The sequence below is a fragment of the Citrobacter sp. Igbk 16 genome, assembly GCF_028069755.1.
GTDB lineage: Bacteria > Pseudomonadota > Gammaproteobacteria > Enterobacterales > Enterobacteriaceae > Citrobacter.
The window spans coordinates 43,075-62,846 of sequence record NZ_JANEWJ010000018.1 but is presented as its reverse complement, the minus strand read 5'-3'; the positions used below and the strand labels follow the sequence as shown (position 1 = coordinate 62,846).

The window sequence follows — 19,772 nt, the reverse complement described above, 5'->3', positions numbered from 1 at the left end:
GATCTCAACGCAGCATCGCCATCAGCTCCATTGGTGAGCGATGCTGTTTAATCAGATCGCGCATGACGCGCATATGGGGTGATGAGTGTTCAAAGAAGGCCTGATATCCCGCACACAGCACGTTTTCCCCGTGAATATCCCCATGCACCGGGCAATCACCACGGTAAAATTGCGATAAGGAACATGACCGGCAGCGCGCGCTCTGCGGTGAGGTCGATTGCCGTTCCATTTGTACCGCCAGTCCACACCATCGACGCAGCGTTTTATCAAAAAGCTGAATAGATACCCGATTAATATCTTCACGAACCCAGATATCAAATATCGTATTTAAAAACTGCCCCCACCCTTCTGGTGTGACAGATTCAGCCGTCAGGTTGCCTGCTTCATCGCGCTTAATCAGCGGGATAAACTGTACGAGACGAACATCTCCTTGTCGTAAATCACGGTACAGTTCAATAGGTTGTAAACTCTTCTGGTGATCAATCACCACCTTTAAAATACCCTCACTAACATCCATGTCCTCACATACTGTCATGCAAAATTCCCGATACATACGATAAGTTGGCGAACGTGTGTTACAGCAAACAGTATTGCAAGGGATAACACCGCGAGGGAGATCATAAATTTGTCACGCACCGCGCGAGATTCAGAAAAATCGCTATGCGTAACATCCATCAGGTTACGGCTGCGGGTATAGCGCCAGAGAATAATCGCCACAATTGCCAGCACAGCTATCGAAACCCAGAATAACGCTCCCGCCTGATGCCAGTTATGCTTAATCGCCAGCGCCATCAGTGCACCATAGCCTAGCAACGTACGAAACCAGGCCAGCGATGTCCGTTCCGGTTGTAGACCAGGATCGGACTGACGACGAGCCTTACGACTATCCGGCATACAGCACCAGCGCCATAACAATCACCGCCACAAGCGTCAACATAACGCTGATAATCAGCAGGCTGTTGGTGTACGGCATGTCCTCTTTCAGACGCATCGCCTTTTCATTTCGCAACCAGCGCAGATAACCGTAGATCGCCAGCCCCCCTGCAAACAGACACAGCAACAAAGCAAGTGCCTCACGGATGACCGGCGTAGCAAAGTCCGGGGCCAGTTGATCAAGACCAACGCCCGCCGCCAGAAAACCCAGCGCAGTGCGGATCCACGCCAGAAACGTACGCTCATTTGCCAGTGAGAAGCGGTAATCCGGCGCTTCCCCAAGGCGGGAAATCTTCATGACGACTCCTTCAATATTGTAGTCTGGTCGTTATACCGGAACAGTGAAGGAGTATGAACCTGATTCGCAAACGAAAGGGAGCGTAATGTGATGAGACAATGGAAAAGAGAGATGTGCTTTGTAATGCCGGATGGCGACTGGCGTCTTATCCGGCCTACAGTGAACGATGTAGGTCGGATAAGCGCAGCGCATCAGGCATTCCTGGATATGCTGGCTGGATAGGTCAGTTTTAACCTAATCCCCAGAAGAGCACCGCCAGCAGTTGCGGAGTAATAATGCGCAGGAACATCACCAACGGGTAAACGGTGGCGTAGGAGAGCGCTGCTGCGCCACTGGTGGCGTGCAGGTTGTTAGCGAATGCCAGCGCAGGAGGGTCCGTCATCGACCCTGCCAGCATGCCGCACAGCGTCAGATAGTTCATTTTGGCAAAGATACGTGCCAGTAAACCGACAGTAATCAGTGGAATGGCGGTAATAAAAATACCGTAGCCCACCCAGCTCAGACCGTCGCCCTGCGTCAGCGTATTCACAAAATCGCCGCCGGATTTCAGACCAACCACCGCGAGAAAGAGCACAATACCTAGCTCACGCAACGCCAGGTTCGCGCTGGGAGGCATAAACCAGTACAGCTTACCGATACTGCCAATACGCCCCAAAATCAGCGCCATAATCAGTGGTCCACCGGCCAACCCCAGTTTTAATGCCACCGGGAAACCGGGGATAAACAGCGGGATTGAACCCAACAAAACCCCAAGCCCGATCCCGATAAACACCGGCAACATCTGCACCTGCTGCAGTTTTTGCTGTGCGTTACCCACAACATTGGCAACGGCATCAATCGACGAAGGTCGCCCCACCAGATTCAGGATATCGCCAAATTGCAAGCTGGCATCGCTGCTGGCGACCAGTTCAACGCCCGCGCGGTTCAGACGGGAAATCACCACGTCGTAACGTTCTTTAAAGTGCAGGTCGCGGATCCGCTTGCCAAGTACCTGTTCGTTGGTCACAACGACACGTTCAACGCGCAAATCCGTGCCCCGCGTTGACAGTGAAGTGTCCACTTCCTGCCCAATCACCACCTTCGCATTATGCAGATCGCCTGGCTGTCCGACCAGGTGGAGCAAATCGCCCATCTGGATAATCGTCCCCGGCGACGGCACCATTAACGTTTCATCTCGCTTCAGGCGTGAACAGATGATTTTGTCGCTGTTCAGAATAGGGACATCCTGAATCGCCATATTATTGAGGTTCGGGTTTTCAACACGAATGTTCATCGTCTGAATCAGCGTATGACCGTTGGTCAGCGTTGATTCATGCTGCTGAGCCTCAGACTCCACGTTCACGCGGAAAATGAGGCGCATCAGCCACATCGTGAGCAAAATACCGCAAATACCGAAAGGATAAGCCATGGCATAGCTCATCCCCATCTGATCGACCACATCCCCCGGCGTACCCAGATCGCGCAGAATTTGCTGCCCGGCACCCAGTGCGGGCGTATTAGTGACCGCGCCGGAGAAGATCCCCAGCACCACGGGCAGCGGAATAGCGAAGATCTTATGCAGAAGCGCGGTGACCAGCCCCCCGATAATCACGATCAGCACTGCAAACAGGTTCAGACGCAGTCCCGAAACACGCAGTGAAGCAAAGAAACCCGGCCCGACCTGGATGCCGATGGTATAGACGAAGAGTATCAGGCCAAATTCCTGAATAAAATGCAGCATATCGCCGCTCAGGGTCATCCCTGCCTGATCGACAAAGTGTCCGACGATAATACCGCCAAACAGCACGCCTCCGATGCCAAAACCAACGCCCCGTACTTTTATGTTGCCGATCCATAACCCGACAACCGCCACCAATGCCAGAACGCTGACCGTCAATGCTATATCACTCATTCTTCTGTTCCCTGTGAATAACATCATTAAGTAAATGGATTCTCGCAGAGTACAGGCGCAATGTATGGGTGGTAAAGCACAAAAAAGCCCCGTCATTTCTGGCGGGGCAAAGGCTTGGAGCTATTTAGCTATTTAATGCGGGACGTTCGCTGATGGCGATACGTTGTGGAGCAATGGTTTCAGGCTCATTACGGGTCAAATCAATATGCAGCAAGCCATTGGTGAAACTTGCGCCGGAGACTTCCATATTTTCAGCCAGCGTAAAGCTCAGGCTGAATGATTGAGTGACCAGCCCCTGATGCAACCATTTGGTCTCTTTTTCCGGCTGCTGCGGCGTACCTTTTACAGTCAGACGAGTGCCTTCCAGTTGAATATCCAAATCTTCCTGGCGGAAACCGGCTAACGCAAGGGTAATGCGGTAGTGGTTATCATCGCTCTTTTCGATGTTATAGGGTGGGAAGCTTTGGCTTTCACCGGCGTTTTGTAATGCATTGGCCAGTTTGTCAAAACCGATCCATTGACGCAGCAGTGGGGATAAATCGTAGTTACGCATAATATTCTCCTTCTAAGAAGCGAGTAAGTACCTTTCGGCTCCCTGACGGCAAGCCTGTGCTTCGCGGGGCCGCGCAAGCGGCCCGACAGATAAATTAGTTGATTTCGATGCGGCGCGGTTTGTTCGCTTCAGGAATCACGCGCTCAAGCTCGATATACAGCAGACCGTTTACCAGGTTTGCGCCGCGAACGTGGATGTTCTCCGCTAACTGGAACTTGCGTTCGAAATTGCGTTCGGCAATACCCTGGTACAGGTAAGTACGTTCTTTTTGCTCGTCCGCATGCGCGCCTTTCACCACCAGCAAATTATCCTGAGCGGTAATTTCCAGCTCGCTTTCAGCAAAGCCCGCAACGGCAATTGCAATGCGGTAATGGTTTTCGTCTACCAGCTCAACGTTGTACGGAGGGTAGCCACCATTGCTTTGGCCCTGGTTGTTTTCCAACAGGTTAAACAGACGATCAAATCCAATAGCAGAACGGTATAGCGGGGATAAATCAAAGTTACGCATAATCAATAGCTCCTGAAATCAGCGAGAATGTTGGACCTTCCATCTTGGACAGGTCAGGTAGCCAGGACACCCATCAGGCATGCCCTTCATTTGTCTACACCCTAAAAATGGGTCTTAATACAAACTTTTCAAGCGTACTCCTCTGACTTTTTTTGCAGTTTGTTGTCTATTGCATACACTGGGGGGAGCAGTCGTTATCGTTAAATCGCGATTGCCGCCACATTGCGACAAGATGGTGATGTTATTTTCGCAACGGATCGCTTTAACTCACCATGCAAACACGATGATTAGCAGATGAAATAATGATGATAAAAAAAATGGTGTTAACACTGATGATGTGCAGCGGGATGGTTTTTATAAGCGGCTGCTCCAGCGTGATGTCACATACCGGAGGGAAAGAAGGGACCTATCCAGGCACCCGTGCCAGTGCCACAATGATTGGCGATAGCGATACGAACTGGGGAACAAAGTCGTTGGCTATTCTGGATATGCCTTTTACTGCGGTTCTGGATACGGTACTGCTCCCGTGGGATCTCTTTCGCAAAGATAACTCGGTCCGATCCCGCGTAGAAAAGAGCGAGGAAAAAACGCAAGCCACCAACGCCGTTATCCCCCCAGCTCAAATGCCTGCGCCTTAAGTTAACGTCCGGTTTCTGTCACCCATAGCTGGCGGAAACCGTCGACGTCTTCCATCCAGGCAACCTGTCGGCCATCAGGAGAGAAGACAATCGCATCTGCTGAAGGTGGGTTGCCATGGCTGGTCGTTAAAAATTCAATCTCTCCCGTCTGCGCATCGCAGCAGGCAATTCGGTTTTCCAGCACAAATCCCAGCCATCGACCCGACGGATGCCAGTTGAATGCCGACTGAATATCTGTGGCGCTCCGGGTTAGTTGACGCGGCTCCCCCCCTTGCACGGTAATGAGCCATAACTGCACGATACCGTTGTCATCGCGCATCAGAAACGCAATTTCGGATGCCTCTGGATTGCTGCGTACCCAATGGCGCGGTTGATTCACCAGCCCCGGGAAGGCGCGATCGTGAGTAAACGTCAGGCGTCGCTGAACGATGCCGGCTGGTGGCGCAGGCATCGTTGCTTCCGTTCCCTCCAGAGGCGCATCGCCAGGCTGTTTCCAGCCGCTTTCATTGCGTGGCAAATCAACGATAAACAGTTCCGGTACTTTTTCGCCACTGACAGACAACGTATCGCCGATAAAGGCCAGCGTATGATTTCCTACCCAACCCTCTTCATAAGCACGGTTAATCTCATCGCTGCCCGGTTTGGGTTCCGGTGTAGTCTGACTGACCAGCACACACCAGTGGCTACCGCTGTACTCACGCGGGTGATCTGCTGACACAGTCACCGGGCCACAGGGAACAGCCACGCCAACGTTACGTAAATCCAGTGCCGGAGAACGCTCATGCAGCACATGGTCGTTGTAGGTGAAGCTAACAAACTCACCGTTCGGACTAAAGACATGCACATGACTACCGCCACGCAGCGCGCCTGGGGTATATGGCGCGGTAATATCCATCGCATCCAGATTCGCCACTGCGGTCTGGGTTGCAATCACACCACGGCGATGATGAAAGTCGTAATGCCATGTTTCATCTGGGTTTTCTGGTCCATGAATAAAGACATACTGCTCAGACTTAGGATGAACGGTCACCACGCCGACATGTGCGCCTTGTGTAGCACGGTAAATGACGTCAACCTCACCATCCTGCACATTCACTCGCTCAATGGTTTCACCCGTAAATGACGCGCCGGAAGGACGCACATCATAGACCAGCCACTGGCTGTCCGGTGTCCAGGTGTTGATATTGGTAAGCTGATGATTACGCGCTGCAAAGGTGATTTGTTTCATGGCGGTGTCCCGGACAAAAAATACCGCTCCTTTTTACCATGCACAGCGCATATCCCATAAGCCTTTAGCGGGCCGCAAGCGCATCAGCTTGCTGAGCGTTCACTGCCAAAGCGGGGAAGTCCTCGAAGGTGTAGTAACGAATGGGCGGCGGTAACCGCTCCATTGCTGTACCCGGCCACAGTTGCAGCTCTCCGACAGCATTAAGATCAACGCCCTGCCAGTGGTGCGGCAGCGCCAGTCGCTGCAGAACAGCTTGCTCGCCGGGCACGCGTGTCGGCAAACGATTATCCCCCATCTGATAGTTACGCCGCAGTACCAGATATTTTTCCGGCACCCGACGCCGACTGTTCCACCAGCGACCGTCCAGCATATCGAAATGGAAACGGGTGAGTTCCGGCGACTGAGCGCCAAGATGGACAAGTGCCTGCCGAAGCGCCGTTCCCATCGCCACCTCGTAAACCCCCTGAGAAACCGTTTGCCCCTCCAGAATCAGTGACACCGCCAGGCGGGCACCAAGCAGGTTGGAGTAAAGATCTTCTGGCGAAAAAGCAGAAACACCTTCAGAAAATCCGGGAACAGACTCAAAACCGTACCATTGCGCAATTTCATGCCACTCCGCGACCTGAAAAGCCAGATGAGCGGCCAGCCAGGCTGCCAGCGTATAACGCGCGACTGGATCGGTTGGTGGTGTAAAGGCATTAAACACCAACCGGCGCTGGGCCAGCTCGGTATCCAGATCGAGCGTAAAAGCCTGCCCCAGTTTCGGCAGGATCTGACTAAAGATATAGACCGTCATATCAGCGGTATCACGAACGTGGGCGGTATCAATAAAACCGCCACGGGCGGTATAGAGAATACCGTTATTCTCACGGCTTAAACCGCTCAGGTTTTCCAGCCCGGCCAGCATGCTATCGTTGTACTGATGCAATCCAAGGTGGCCTGCCGGGACCACGTTACCCAGCTGATAAAACGGTACCGGCATGCCCAGAAATTCCGCATGCAAGTTGTAGCCAAATGCACAGCAAGGACGTAACCCTTTAGGTAGTGGCTGTGGCGGCATAGCAGGCCACGCGGTGGTTGCCCTCGCTGTTGCCTGCGGAGCCAGATCTAATGCCACCGGCAGTACCGCCCCAGCACTGCCTGCGAGAAGTAATGCCAGTAATGACATGGTTTTCAGCAACCTGCTCAAAATGCCTCTCCGACCTGAAAATAGAAACCACTGCTGCCTTTGCCGATGCCGTAATCCAGGCGTACGTTGACGCGCGGCTTGAATTCAAAGCGATAACCGACTCCTGCCGAGGGCAGCCAACGTCCGTCGTCCAGCGCACTAAATGATGGCCCCATAGTACCTGCGCCCAGCCAACCGACCACGCCGTGCCGCCAATCGAGCTTGCGGCGATACTCAAGTTGTCCGCTAACGACATTCTTATCCCGATAGCGCCCTTCGTAATAACCGCGCATGCGTTGATTGCTACCGAGCAGCGGCATCATGCTCCACGGCACTGATCCCTGGGTAAACGTGCCATCCGCCTCCCATGCCAGCACGTTTTTATCGTCCAGCGAGTGGTAACGACTGTAATGCAACTGGTATTCATCAAACCGGGTATCACTCCCCACCTCCGGATTAAAGCGGGTGTAGCGTACATCGGCATACTGTCCTTTACGCGGATTAGGGACGAAATCACGATCGTCCCAACTCAATTCTACGCTGCTCCCGGAACTGAGAACCGATGCCCCCTGCGGCGTGTTTTCAATTTTCGGAGGGTCGTTGTCGTCCATTTGCGCAGCATGCTGAGTATTCAGCGACCAGCCGAGTCCCAGATAGATGTTAGGTGCTAACCGCCGGTATAGCGTTGGACGCAAATCCAGGACCTGAGCGGTATATTGCTGTTTTTGGCTATCTTTATCTCCGGCACTAAAACCCTGTCCCCAGTAGTAGGTTGGGGTATCTGTTAATGCGCCATTAAGAAAGAAACGCCAGCGATCGTCGGCGAAAAATGCATAATTTTGCATCGTTATGCCGAAAGCCCCCGTTGAGCTAAAGTAACCACTCAGCGTCAGCGTCGAGTTTTGACTCACCGTATCGTTCGGATCGGGTCGATACATCCCCACCACCGCCGTCCCGATCCCCAGCCCCAGTTCCGGGGTATAAAACGGCCCAGGCATCACTCCCCAGTCGATACCTTTACTGGCGTTAAAGTTATCGCTGGCACCCAGTTTATTCAGCCAGCCGTCAACCTCGTTGCGGGTCGGCAGCGCCGACTGAACGTATCCGGCAAACAGGCAGAAAAACAGAAGCAGGCCGATGCGCGTCAAAAACGATACTCTCCCGCAGCAAAGAAGCTATTACGATCGGCAAAGCCAATTTCGGTGGTGATATTAAAGTTGCGGGTCAACTCATATTGCGCGCCTACCAGCACATTCCAGGGTGATTGCAGGTGCTGTTTAACATCGAAGCGACCATTGCCATCCTTGTTCGCAATATCCACCATTTTTTGCAGTGCGGCAGAAGGCATTGTGAGATCGTTCAGGCTGCCGCTAAATTCTTGCTGCACATCCTGATACATGCTGCCCACCCACAGATTTAACTTGCCGGATGGCATGTGCAGGGCCTCCACGCCGGGAGTGGTAAAGCGATAACCTACACGCGGGGAGACGGTAAAGGCATTAATACTGCCATCAAGGATATCGAACTGCGTTTGCGTATAGTTGGCATCAAAAGCCGTAAACCAGTTGCCCACTCCGCCAACCAGAGTCGTTCCTACACCGTAGGTTGTACCTTTAAAGTCGAGCTGAAATGCCAGATTCTGCAAATTAGCTGGTGTGCGGTATTTACGTGGTCCTTTGACTCCTACACCTATCTGCGAAACAGAGTGCCCGTCGGTATAGCCAATCAGGCCATAGACGTTCATAAAAGGCAGTAGCCAGGCATCCAGTTTTAAGGTTTCGGTTTTACTTCTCTCTCGGGTATTGCCAACGTTGATTTTAAACGCGTTATCCAATGAGTGACCGCGCAGGGAGAGACCGTTGAAATTAATACTGTCTACATTAATATTTTGCCTGATATTCATGTAGTTAATATTCACGCCAAACGGCTCAGGCAGGTCGTAGCCACGTTTACGTGCCTCCTCACCTAAAAACGGCAAAACAGAGTGGCTTGCGGTTGGTTTAGCCGCGGGTTTTGTTGGCAAAGAAGTAGCCTGACCATCGTCCTGATAGTCATACAGCGGTGTCAATGTTGAGCCAGAATCCGTCGCAGCCCAGGCTTGAAAAGCCAAACAGGAAGACGTCATCAACACCAGGCGGATGCGTGTGTTAGTCATAAGGAAACATAGTTGCAGGCAGGAATCGCCCGAATATAAAAGAAGGGGGGAGAGTATAGAAGTTACGTGCTAAGTGGGGGGATTAATGTGCGATTTCACATCTGATAATACAAACATGATTTTTATAACATTCTTAATGTTCTATGCCTGGCCGAAGCCAGGCACAACGTGTATCAGGAGAGAACGTATTTCTCAATTGCCCAGGCAACGCCGTCTTCAAGATTGGATTTCGTCACGAAGTTAGCCACTTCTTTCACCGACGAAATAGCATTATCCATTGCAACACCTACGCCTGCGTATTCGATCATCGCGATATCATTTTCCTGATCGCCTATCGCCATAATCTCTTCAGCTTTAATTCCCAGCGCATCGGCCAGTGATTTTACGCCCGTCCCTTTATTGACGCGTTTATCCAGAATTTCGAGGAAGTACGGCGCACTTTTCAGCACGGTGTACTTCTCTTTTACCTCTGCTGGAATACGCGAGATAGCTTTATCGAGGATCTCTGGTTCATCAATCATCATCACTTTCAGGAACTGGGTCGCCGGGTCCATTTTCTCTGCTTCACAGAACACCAGTGGGATGGTCGCGACGAAAGACTCATGTACCGTGTAGTAACTGATGTCACGGTTGGCGGTATACAGCGTATTTCGATCGAGTGCGTGGAAATGCGAGCCGACCTCCCTGGAGAGTTGCTCCAGGAAACGGTAATCATCATAGCTCAGCGCGGTTTGCGCGACGGTACTTCCGTCTCCGGCTTTCTGCACCAGTGCACCATTGTAGGTAATGCAGTAATCACCGGGTTTTTCCATATGCAGTTCTTTCAGATAGCTGTGGACGCCAGCATACGGGCGCCCCGTGGTCAGCACCACATTCACACCTCGCGCGCGCGCCGCGGCAATGGCCGTTTTGACCGCAGGTGAAATGGTGTGATCGGGCAGCAGAAGTGTGCCATCCATGTCGATAGCAATAAGTTTGATAGCCATGAGTTCCCCGGATTAAATGAGTCCGTCCTCATGCTAACGCGATTCCGCTCAAAAAACAGCTACGAAAAGGGGGATAGAAAGGGGAATCGGGATTCCCCTTTTTGTAGATGGGTTGTCGTTTGTAGGCCTGATAAGCAAGGCGCCATCAGGCACAATACAACGTCTTGCCGGATGGCGGCGTAAACCGCCTTATCCGGCCTACAGATTGGCTTAAATATCGATATTCGCCGCTTTCAGGGCGTTTTCTTCGATAAATGCACGACGTGGTTCAACAGCATCACCCATCAGGGTGGTGAAAAGCTGGTCAGCGGCAATCGCATCCTTCACCGTAACGCGCAGCATACGGCGGCTTTCCGGATCCATAGTGGTTTCCCACAGCTGTTCCGGGTTCATCTCGCCCAGGCCTTTATAGCGCTGAATAGCGAGGCCGCGACGGGACTCTTTCACCAGCCAGTCCAGCGCCTGCTCGAAGCTGGCAACCGGTTGACGACGCTCGCCACGTTCGATAAACGCATCGTCTTCGATCAGGCCACGCAGTTTCTCACCCAGCGTGCAGATACGACGATATTCGCCGCCGGTCACAAACTCGTGGTCCAGTGCGTAATCGGTATCCACGCCGTGCGTACGCACGCGAATAATCGGTTCGAACAGCCCTTGTTCAGTGTTTTCCTGAATGTCGAACTTCCACAGGCTACCGTGCTGTTCATTTTCATTCAGTTCCGTCACCAGCGCATTAACCCAACGGGTAACGGTCTGCTCGCTCGCCAAGTCGGCTTCTGTCAACGTTGGCTGATAAACCAACTCTTTCAGCAGCGTTTTCGGGAAGCGGCGTTCCATACGGCCGATCATTTTCTGCGTCGCATTGTACTCAGAAACCAGTTTTTCTAACGACTCACCGGAAAGGGCCGGCGCATTAGCGTTGGTATGCAGCGTTGCGCCATCCAGAGCGATGGAGATCTGGTACTGATCCATCGCTTCATCGTCTTTAATATACTGTTCCTGCTTGCCTTTTTTCACTTTGTACAGCGGTGGCTGCGCAATGTAGACGTGACCGCGTTCCACGATTTCTGGCATCTGGCGATAGAAGAAGGTCAACAGCAGCGTACGGATATGCGAGCCGTCGACATCCGCATCGGTCATGATAATGATGCTGTGATAACGCAGTTTATCCGGGTTGTACTCGTCACGGCCAATACCACAACCCAGCGCGGTGATCAGCGTCGCCACTTCCTGGGAAGAGAGCATCTTGTCGAAACGCGCTTTCTCAACGTTGAGGATTTTACCCTTCAGCGGGAGGATCGCCTGGTTCTTACGGTTACGGCCCTGCTTCGCAGAACCGCCCGCGGAGTCCCCTTCCACAAGGTACAGTTCAGACAGTGCCGGGTCACGTTCCTGACAGTCTGCCAGTTTGCCCGGCAGGCCCGCTAAGTCCAGCGCGCCTTTACGGCGGGTCATTTCACGCGCACGGCGTGCCGCTTCACGGGCACGCGCAGCGTCAATAATTTTGCCGACAACGATTTTCGCGTCGGACGGGTTCTCAAGCAGGTATTCGCTCAGCAGTTCGTTCATCTGCTGTTCTACCGCCGATTTCACCTCTGAAGAAACCAGTTTGTCTTTGGTCTGAGAGGAGAATTTAGGATCCGGTACTTTTACCGATACGACGGCAATCAGGCCTTCACGGGCGTCGTCACCGGTGGCGCTAACTTTCGCTTTTTTGCTGTAACCTTCTTTGTCCATGTAGGCATTCAGAGTACGGGTCATCGCCGCACGGAAGCCTGCAAGGTGAGTACCGCCGTCACGCTGCGGAATATTGTTGGTAAAGCAGTAGATATTTTCCTGGAAGCCATCGTTCCACTGCAGCGCAACTTCAACGCCAATGCCGTCTTTTTCGGTGGAGAAGTAGAAGATATTCGGGTGGATCGGCGTTTTGTTTTTATTCAGATACTCAACGAACGCCTTGATACCGCCTTCGTAGTGGAAATGATCTTCTTTGCCGTCACGTTTGTCGCGCAGGCGGATGGATACGCCGGAGTTCAGGAAGGACAGCTCGCGCAGACGCTTCGCCAGAATGTCGTATTCGAACTCAACGACATTGGTGAAGGTTTCGTGGCTTGGCCAGAAACGAACCTGGGTACCCGTCAATTCTGTTTCACCGGTTACCGCCAGCGGTGCCTGCGGCACACCGTGCACGTAAGTTTGCTGATGCACTTTGCCTTCACGACGAATCACCAGCTCCAGTTTTTGCGACAGGGCGTTAACGACGGATACACCTACGCCGTGCAGACCACCAGACACTTTATAAGAGTTATCATCGAACTTACCGCCTGCATGCAGAACGGTCATGATAACTTCTGCCGCCGAAACGCCCTCTTCCGGGTGAATACCGGTTGGGATACCACGGCCATCATCGGTAACGGACACGGAGTTGTCAGCGTGAATCGTCACAACGATATCTTTACAGTGACCCGCGAGCGCTTCGTCGATAGCGTTATCTACCACCTCGAATACCATGTGGTGCAGACCGGTGCCGTCATCCGTGTCGCCGATATACATACCCGGGCGCTTACGCACCGCATCCAGCCCTTTCAGGACTTTGATACTGGAGGAGTCATAAGAATTCGACATCAACGTTTCTCGCTCATTTTATCTTGGGTTAATCCGTTATTTTACCCTTTTCCACGGTAAACATCTTCGAATTTTCATCGGACATGTCTATAACGTGTTCAGCGCTGATTGCGCTGACAAAGACCTGAGATTGCGTGGCTTTTAAGCGGCTGGCCAGCAGCCCGCGACGCGCATCATCCAGTTCAGAGGCAAAATCATCTATCAGGTACAGGCAGCGCCGTCCGCTTTCACGGGTCAGGAACTCCCCTTGCGCCAGTCGTAAGGCGCACATCAGCAGCTTTAGCTGCCCACGCGACAACGTGTCTTCCACCGGCGCACCGTCGGCGCGAATGCGGAAATCCGCCTTGTGCGGGCCGTGCGCGGTGTAGGTCAACATGCGGTCGCGTTCAAAACTGCGTTCCAGCACCTCAGCATAATCTGTCTCCTTCTCCCAGCCACGCTGGAAAGAGAACGAGAGAGAGAATTCGGGAAGAAACTGCTGGCAGGTATCCGCCATATCCTGCGCGATACCGGCGCTGTACTCCGCGCGCCAGGTGCTGATTTGTTCCGCCAGCGGGATAAGTTCTCTATCCCACGGGCGCAGTTGCTCATAACGACTCACCTGGCGCAGTGCCGCATTGCGCTGCTTGAGCAGTCGCTTCAGGTTGCTCCAGGCGGTGAAAAATCCGGCTTCATTGTGAAAGCATCCCCAGTCAAGGAATGCTCTTCTGTATTTGGGGCCGCCGTTGAGTAAAGTAAACCCTTCAGGCGTTATCAGCTGCATCGGCATCAGGTGCGCCAGTTCTGCGACCTTATGCCCGTCAGTGCCATCAATGCGTACTTTACTGTCGCCCTGTTTGTCTTTCGTCAGGCCAATCGAGGTCTCGCGTTCCTCACCCTGTAAACGCCCGTGGAGGACAAACGATTCCTGCTCGTGGCGAATCACACGGCCAATCTGCAAACTGCGAAACGCCCGGCCATGGCCGAGTGTATAGATGGCCTCCAGCACGCTGGTTTTGCCACTGCCGTTAGCGCCAACCAGAAAGTTAAAGCCGGGAGATAAAGCGAGATCCGCGTTTTCGATATTGCGGAAGTCTTTGATTAGTAGTCGGGATAGCGACATATCAACTCGTCATCATTCAAGGGGCGTGGGTGTCGCAGCCAGTTCGTCTACCGCCAGCGCGCAGAAAGCGGAGCGTACACGAAGTACGTGAGCATTTCGAGCACTGCCGGAAGGCGAAATGGCAAGTAAACCAGCCCCTTTGCAGATTCTACAATCTCATAGGCATGACGACATAGGCTGCGGATTGTGACGCTGCATCTTCAATCTGTACGCTGGATACGGAATCGGTCAGCATAATGCGCACATTTTCGCACTTCAGCGCATTAAGTACGTCCAGCACGTAGCTGACGTTAAAACCGATTTCCAGTTCAGTGCCCGGATAGGTGACGTCGAGGATCTCTTCCGCCTCTTCCTGTTCCGGGTTGTTGGCCGTGATTTTGAGCTGATTTTCACTGACATACAGACGCACGCCGCGGAATTTCTCGTTAGAAAGAATTGCCGCTCGGGCAAACGCCTGTTTGAGAATATCGCAGCCCGCCTCCAGATGTTTGTCCGGGTTCTTCGGCAGTACACGACGGTAATCCGGGAAGCGGCCATCCACCAGTTTGGAGGTAAAGATGAAATCGCCCACGTGTGCGCGAATGTTGTTGCTGCCGATCTGCACACGCAGCGGATTGTCGCCGCCGTCGAGCATACGCATCAATTCAATCACACCTTTACGCGGTACGATCACCGAATGGTTAGGCAGGGACTGACCAACCGGCATAGAACAAACAGCCAGACGGTGACCATCGGTCGCCACGGTACGCAGCTCTTCGCCTTCAGTTTCAAACAACATACCGTTTAAGTAATAACGCACGTCCTGATGCGCCATTGAGAACTGCGTGGCTTCAATCAGACGCTTCATCGTTGCCTGCGGCAAGGTGAATTCGACTTCGCTCTGCCAGTCATCCAGATTCGGAAAGTCAGCAGCAGGTAATGTGGACAGCGAAAAACGGCTGCGGCCAGAACGCACCAGCATACGGTCGCCTTCCAGTTGAACGGCAATTTCCGCACCTTCCGGCAACCCACGACAAATGTCGAAGAATTTACGCGCCGGAACGGTGGTTGCACCAGGCTCATGAGCCTGGATCAGCGCCACGCGTGCCACCATCTCCATTTCGAGATCGGTACCGGTCAGAGAAAGCGTTCCATCCGCAACCTGTAGCAACAGGTTTCCGAGGATCGGCAGTGTAGGACGACCACCCAGCGGGCCGCTGACCTGCTGAAGCGGTTTTAATAAATGTTCACGTTCAACGGTAAATTTCATAGCGTCACGAAGATAATGTTCTGATTAAATTGGAGAAATCTTCTTTAATATCATGGCTTTCTTCACGCAACTGCTCAATCTTGCGACAGGCATGAAGCACGGTAGTATGGTCACGCCCACCAAACGCATCGCCAATTTCCGGCAGACTGTGGTTAGTGAGCTCTTTTGCCAGCGCCATCGCCATCTGGCGCGGACGAGCTACCGAGCGAGATCGACGCTTAGAAAGCAGATCCGCAATTTTGATTTTGTAATACTCCGCCACCGTCTTTTGAATATTGTCGATGGTGACCAGTTTTTCCTGCAATGCCAGCAAATCGCGCAGCGCTTCACGCACGAAATCGATAGTAATCGCCCGGCCAGTAAAGTTAGCGTTGGCAATCACGCGGTTCAGTGCGCCTTCCAGTTCACGCACGTTAGAGCGTAGGCGCTTGGCAATAAAGAACGCCACCTCACCCGGCAGACGAATGTCGTTTTCATCTGCTTTTTTCATCAGGATCGCTACGCGCGTCTCCAGTTCAGGCGGTTCGATCGCGACGGTCAGCCCCCAGCCGAAGCGGGATTTCAGACGATCCTCAACGCCGTTGATCTCCTTCGGATAGCGATCCGATGTCAGGATGATCTGCTGATTACCTTCCAGCAGGGCATTAAAGGTGTGGAAAAATTCTTCCTGCGAACGTTCTTTATTGGCAAAGAATTGAATATCGTCAATCAGCAACGCATCAACGGAACGGTAATAGCGTTTAAACTCTTCGATCGCATTGTTTTGCAGGGCTTTAACCATGTCCTGCACAAAACGCTCGGAGTGCATATACACCACTTTTGCGTTCGGCTTACGCGCCATAATGCCGTTACCTACAGCGTGCAGCAGGTGGGTTTTACCCAGACCTGTACCACCATAAAGGAATAACGGATTGTAGGCGCCGCCAGGATTGTCCGCCACCTGACGTGCCGCCGCGCGCGCCAGTTGGTTAGATTTACCTTCAACGAAGTTATCAAACGTATGTTTGACGTTGACGTTAGAGCGATAGGTAGGTTCTGCCGGGGCTGGTACGTTATCCCAGCCGGGACGCGCCGCCGGAGCGACTCGTTGCGGTTGCACTTGTTGAGCCACATGCGCAGGTGTAACGATGTTATTCACCGGCGTCTTCAGCGTTTGCGTGACAGGTTTAGTGCCAACCTCAAAACGCAGCTGTGGGGCATCTGCTCCGCAGAAACTATTCAGCAATCCATTAATATTATTGAGGTATTTATCCCTTACCCAATCGAGCACAAAACGGTTTGGCGCATACAAAGCCAGCGTGTTATCGCTCAGTTCCGCCTGCAACGGGCGTATCCACATACTGAATTCTGTGGCTGGTAACTCATCCTGCAATCGGGCAAGACACTGCTGCCAAAGCGAAAGTGACACGGCGGACTCCACTCGAACAAAAGTCGATAAATGACAAAGGCTGAAACATTCATGATTGTTGACGCACATCGACAAGACCCTATGCAAAGGGTGACGTGCGAATTGCTATCTGCAATTTTTACCCGATCAGGATCCAATGAAACGATCAGGACCGCGGATCATAGCGTAAACTGAGAAAGAGATCTTCTGTTTCTCACAGATTCTTCCCGATTTATCCACAGGATGATCCAGAATCGGCTAAGTGTAAACGATCCTGGAGAAGTGCTGCAGGTTTTCGCGCGCATATTGAAAAAATTAATGAGTAAAGATGCTTTACTGCTTAATCGATCTAATAAAGATCCCGAGCGATCCTTGCGCTTTATCCACCAGCCCGTATAATTCTTACCCCCAGCGAGTAACGGTCGCCTTACGGCGTCAACGCTGCCTGTTTTTTACACAAAACCACGTGAAAAAAAACGGGATATAAGGAAAGAGAATTGACTCCGGAGTGTACAATTATTACAATCCGGCCTCTTTAATCACCCACACTGTGGCGTAAGTCGTTCGAAATTCGTTCGGGTATACGCAAAAGTCAGTGAATTTATTCAAGTTTAGGTAGAAATCGCCATGAAACGCACTTTTCAACCGTCTGTACTGAAGCGCAACCGTTCTCACGGCTTCCGTGCTCGTATGGCAAATAAAAATGGTCGTCAGGTTCTGGCACGTCGTCGTGCTAAAGGCCGTTCTCGTCTGACCGTTTCTAAGTAATAAAAGCTAGCCCCTGAGTGGTTAAGCTCGCATTTCCCAGGGAGTTACGTTTGTTAACTCCCACTCATTTCACATTCGTCTTCCAGCAGCCACAACGGGCTGGCACGCCGCAAATCACCATCCTCGGCCGCCTGAATTCGCTGGGGCATCCCCGTATCGGTCTTACAGTCGCCAAAAAAAATGTTAAACGTGCGCATGAACGTAATCGGATTAAACGTCTGACGCGTGAAAGCTTTCGTTTACGTCAGCACGAGCTTCCAGCAATGGATTTCGTGGTGGTGGCTAAAAAAGGGGTTGCCGACCTCGATAACCGTGCTCTCTCGGAAGCGTTGGAAAAATTATGGCGTCGCCATTGTCGCCTGGCTCGCGGGTCCTGATAGCCCTCATTCGGGTCTATCAACGCCTTATCAGTCCGCTGCTTGGGCCGCATTGCCGTTTCACTCCAACCTGTTCGAGCTACGGAATTGAGGCATTGCGCAGGTTTGGAGTGATAAAAGGCAGTTGGTTGACGGTGAAACGCGTATTAAAATGCCACCCTTTACACCCTGGTGGTGACGATCCCGTCCCGCCCGGACCATTTGATACCAGAGAACACTAACGATGGATTCGCAACGCAATCTTTTAGTCATCGCTTTGCTGTTCGTGTCTTTCATGATCTGGCAAGCTTGGGAGCAGGATAAAAATCCGCAACCTCAGGCCCAACAGACCACGCAGACAACGACCACCGCAGCGGGTAGCGCCGCCGACCAGGGCGTACCGGCCAGTGGCCAGGGGAAACTGATTACGGTTAAAACTGACGTGCTTGATCTGACCATCAACACCCGTGGTGGTGATGTGGAACAGGCTTCACTGCCAGCGTACCCGAAAGAACTGGGTTCAACCGAACCGTTCCAGTTACTGGAAACCACGCCACAGTTCATCTACCAGGCACAAAGTGGCCTGACAGGTCGTGACGGCCCGGATAATCCGGCTAACGGCCCGCGTCCGCTGTACAACGTCGAAAAAGACGCCTTTGTACTGGCTGATGGTCAGAACGAACTGCAGATCCCGATGACCTATACTGACGCAGCGGGTAACACATTCACGAAGACGTTTGTCCTCAAACGTGGTGAATATGCTGTCAACGTTAACTACAGCGTGCAGAACGCCGGCGAGAAACCGCTGGAAGTCTCCACCTTTGGTCAGTTGAAGCAATCCATCAATCTGCCCTCTCATCGCGACACCGGTAGCAGCAACTTTGCACTGCATACCTTCCGTGGCGCAGCGTACTCCACGCCTGATGAGAAGTATGAGAAATACAAATTCGACACCATTGCTGATAACGAAAACCTGAACGTCAATGCTAAAGACGGCTGGGTTGCAATGCTGCAACAGTATTTCGCAACGGCATGGGTTCCGCGTAACGACGGCACCAATAATTTCTACACCGCTAATCTGGGTAATGGCATTGCCGCTATCGGTTATAAATCTCAGCCGGTACTGGTACAGCCAGGTCAGACTGGCGCGATGACCAGCACCCTATGGGTCGGCCCGGAAATTCAGGATAAAATGGCGGCCGTTGCACCGCACCTGGATCTGACCGTGGATTACGGCTGGTTGTGGTTTATCTCTCAGCCGCTGTTCAAACTGCTGAAATGGATCCATAGCTTCCTGGGTAACTGGGGCTTCTCCATCATCGTTATCACCTTTATCGTTCGTGGCATCATGTACCCGCTGACCAAAGCGCAGTACACCTCCATGGCGAAGATGCGTATGCTGCAGCCGAAGATTCAGGCAATGCGTGAGCGTCTGGGCGATGACAAACAGCGTCAGAGCCAGGAAATGATGGCCCTGTACAAAGCTGAGAAGGTTAACCCGCTGGGTGGCTGCTTCCCGCTGATCATCCAGATGCCAATCTTCCTGGCGTTGTACTACATGCTGATGGGCTCCATTGAACTGCGCCATGCGCCGTTCGCACTGTGGATCCATGACCTGTCTGCACAGGACCCGTACTACATCCTGCCGATCCTGATGGGCGTGACGATGTTCTTCATCCAGAAGATGTCTCCGACCACCGTGACCGACCCGATGCAGCAGAAGATCATGACCTTTATGCCGGTCATCTTCACCGTGTTCTTCCTGTGGTTCCCATCAGGTCTGGTGCTGTACTATATCGTCAGCAACCTGGTAACCATTATTCAGCAACAGCTGATTTACCGTGGTCTGGAGAAACGTGGCCTGCATAGCCGCGAGAAGAAAAACTCCTGATTCGGTGTAGGCCGGATTAGGCGAAACCGCCATCCG

The 19,772-nt window shown here is 52.5% G+C and carries 20 protein-coding genes and 1 other annotated feature; of the genes, 5 read left to right on the top strand and 15 right to left on the bottom strand.

The features are described from left to right. Positions 1–4: 4 nt before the first annotated feature. From NNO03_RS13575 to ibpA, 6 genes are all read right to left on the bottom strand, one after another. Positions 5–535, bottom strand: a complete 531-nt coding sequence (locus tag NNO03_RS13575) for a radical SAM protein (RefSeq protein ID WP_271449752.1) — start codon at positions 533–535, stop codon at positions 5–7. Next, a complete protein-coding gene (locus NNO03_RS13570) occupies positions 532–894 on the bottom strand; it encodes a DUF202 domain-containing protein (protein ID WP_271449751.1) in 363 nt (120 codons plus the stop codon). Before NNO03_RS13570 ends, NNO03_RS13575 begins: the two co-directional genes overlap by 4 nt. Beyond that, positions 884–1,231, bottom strand: coding sequence for a YidH family protein (locus NNO03_RS13565; protein WP_005121491.1), 348 nt, complete (start codon positions 1,229–1,231; stop codon positions 884–886). The genes NNO03_RS13570 and NNO03_RS13565 overlap by 11 nt, the downstream gene beginning before the upstream one ends. Before the next feature lie 229 nt (positions 1,232–1,460). Continuing rightward, positions 1,461–3,122 carry a putative transporter gene (locus NNO03_RS13560; RefSeq protein ID WP_137382182.1) on the bottom strand — a complete coding sequence of 554 codons (1,662 nt, stop codon included), beginning with the start codon at positions 3,120–3,122 and terminating at the stop codon, positions 1,461–1,463. Positions 3,123–3,246: 124 nt separating this feature from the next. Then, positions 3,247–3,675 carry a small heat shock chaperone IbpB gene (ibpB, locus tag NNO03_RS13555; protein ID WP_005121488.1) on the bottom strand — a complete coding sequence of 143 codons (429 nt, stop codon included), beginning with the start codon at positions 3,673–3,675 and terminating at the stop codon, positions 3,247–3,249. Between the two features lie 94 nt (positions 3,676–3,769). Next, complete coding sequence (ibpA, locus tag NNO03_RS13550) at positions 3,770–4,183, bottom strand: small heat shock chaperone IbpA (RefSeq protein ID WP_040231504.1); 414 nt, start codon at positions 4,181–4,183, stop codon at positions 3,770–3,772. Next, positions 4,177–4,249, bottom strand: a sequence feature (ROSE (Repression Of Heat Shock gene Expression) occurs in the 5'-region of heat shock genes and acts as an RNA thermometer to modulate expression.). (Overlaps the previous gene by 7 nt.) Before the next feature lie 239 nt (positions 4,250–4,488). Between ibpA and NNO03_RS13545 the strand changes: the two genes are divergently transcribed. Further along, positions 4,489–4,821 (top strand): YceK/YidQ family lipoprotein, encoded by a 333-nt coding sequence (locus NNO03_RS13545; RefSeq protein ID WP_170974358.1) that lies wholly within the window; start codon positions 4,489–4,491, stop codon positions 4,819–4,821. Between the two features lies 1 nt (position 4,822). On the opposite strand, the gene NNO03_RS13540 is transcribed toward NNO03_RS13545, so the two are convergent. The 9 genes from NNO03_RS13540 to dnaA form a co-directional block, all read right to left on the bottom strand. After that, the gene (locus NNO03_RS13540; protein ID WP_271449750.1) at positions 4,823–6,049 is read right to left on the bottom strand and encodes a DUF3748 domain-containing protein; all 1,227 of its coding nucleotides are present in this window, start codon (positions 6,047–6,049) and stop codon (positions 4,823–4,825) included. Between the two features lie 64 nt (positions 6,050–6,113). After that, positions 6,114–7,238, bottom strand: coding sequence for a DUF4056 domain-containing protein (locus tag NNO03_RS13535; protein WP_271449749.1), 1,125 nt, complete (start codon positions 7,236–7,238; stop codon positions 6,114–6,116). Then, entirely contained in the window at positions 7,235–8,356 is a 1,122-nt protein-coding gene (locus NNO03_RS13530; protein WP_271449770.1) for a BamA/TamA family outer membrane protein, read from the bottom strand. Before NNO03_RS13530 ends, NNO03_RS13535 begins: the two co-directional genes overlap by 4 nt. A gap of 5 nt (positions 8,357–8,361) precedes the next feature. Continuing rightward, entirely contained in the window at positions 8,362–9,372 is a 1,011-nt protein-coding gene (locus NNO03_RS13525; protein ID WP_271449748.1) for a hypothetical protein, read from the bottom strand. A 173-nt stretch (positions 9,373–9,545) separates the two neighbouring features. After that, the gene (yidA, locus tag NNO03_RS13520) at positions 9,546–10,358 is read right to left on the bottom strand and encodes a sugar-phosphatase (protein WP_271449747.1); all 813 of its coding nucleotides are present in this window, start codon (positions 10,356–10,358) and stop codon (positions 9,546–9,548) included. A 210-nt stretch (positions 10,359–10,568) separates the two neighbouring features. Next, positions 10,569–12,983 carry a DNA topoisomerase (ATP-hydrolyzing) subunit B gene (gyrB, locus tag NNO03_RS13515; RefSeq protein WP_271441437.1) on the bottom strand — a complete coding sequence of 805 codons (2,415 nt, stop codon included), beginning with the start codon at positions 12,981–12,983 and terminating at the stop codon, positions 10,569–10,571. A 28-nt stretch (positions 12,984–13,011) separates the two neighbouring features. Further along, positions 13,012–14,085: a DNA replication/repair protein RecF gene (gene recF, locus NNO03_RS13510; RefSeq protein WP_271441438.1), complete on the bottom strand. Its 1,074-nt coding sequence runs from the start codon at positions 14,083–14,085 to the stop codon at positions 13,012–13,014. Between the two features lie 148 nt (positions 14,086–14,233). Further along, positions 14,234–15,334, bottom strand: coding sequence for a DNA polymerase III subunit beta (gene dnaN / locus NNO03_RS13505; RefSeq protein ID WP_137382192.1), 1,101 nt, complete (start codon positions 15,332–15,334; stop codon positions 14,234–14,236). 4 nt (positions 15,335–15,338) lie between these two features. Then, entirely contained in the window at positions 15,339–16,742 is a 1,404-nt protein-coding gene (gene dnaA / locus NNO03_RS13500; protein WP_271449746.1) for a chromosomal replication initiator protein DnaA, read from the bottom strand. A 606-nt stretch (positions 16,743–17,348) separates the two neighbouring features. On the opposite strand from dnaA, the gene rpmH reads away from it, so the two are divergent. Genes rpmH through yidC form a run of 4 tightly spaced genes read left to right on the top strand, consistent with a single transcriptional unit; the run spans position 17,349 to position 19,736 of the window. Further along, positions 17,349–17,489 (top strand): 50S ribosomal protein L34, encoded by a 141-nt coding sequence (gene rpmH, locus NNO03_RS13495; RefSeq protein WP_003023858.1) that lies wholly within the window; start codon positions 17,349–17,351, stop codon positions 17,487–17,489. 17 nt (positions 17,490–17,506) lie between these two features. Then, positions 17,507–17,866, top strand: a complete 360-nt coding sequence (gene rnpA / locus NNO03_RS13490; RefSeq protein ID WP_003844432.1) for a ribonuclease P protein component — start codon at positions 17,507–17,509, stop codon at positions 17,864–17,866. Next, complete coding sequence (gene yidD, locus NNO03_RS13485) at positions 17,830–18,087, top strand: membrane protein insertion efficiency factor YidD (RefSeq protein ID WP_003023846.1); 258 nt, start codon at positions 17,830–17,832, stop codon at positions 18,085–18,087. The genes rnpA and yidD overlap by 37 nt, the downstream gene beginning before the upstream one ends. Positions 18,088–18,089: 2 nt before the next feature. Next, positions 18,090–19,736, top strand: coding sequence for a membrane protein insertase YidC (gene yidC, locus NNO03_RS13480; RefSeq protein WP_048213774.1), 1,647 nt, complete (start codon positions 18,090–18,092; stop codon positions 19,734–19,736). The last annotated feature ends 36 nt before the right edge of the window (positions 19,737–19,772 follow it).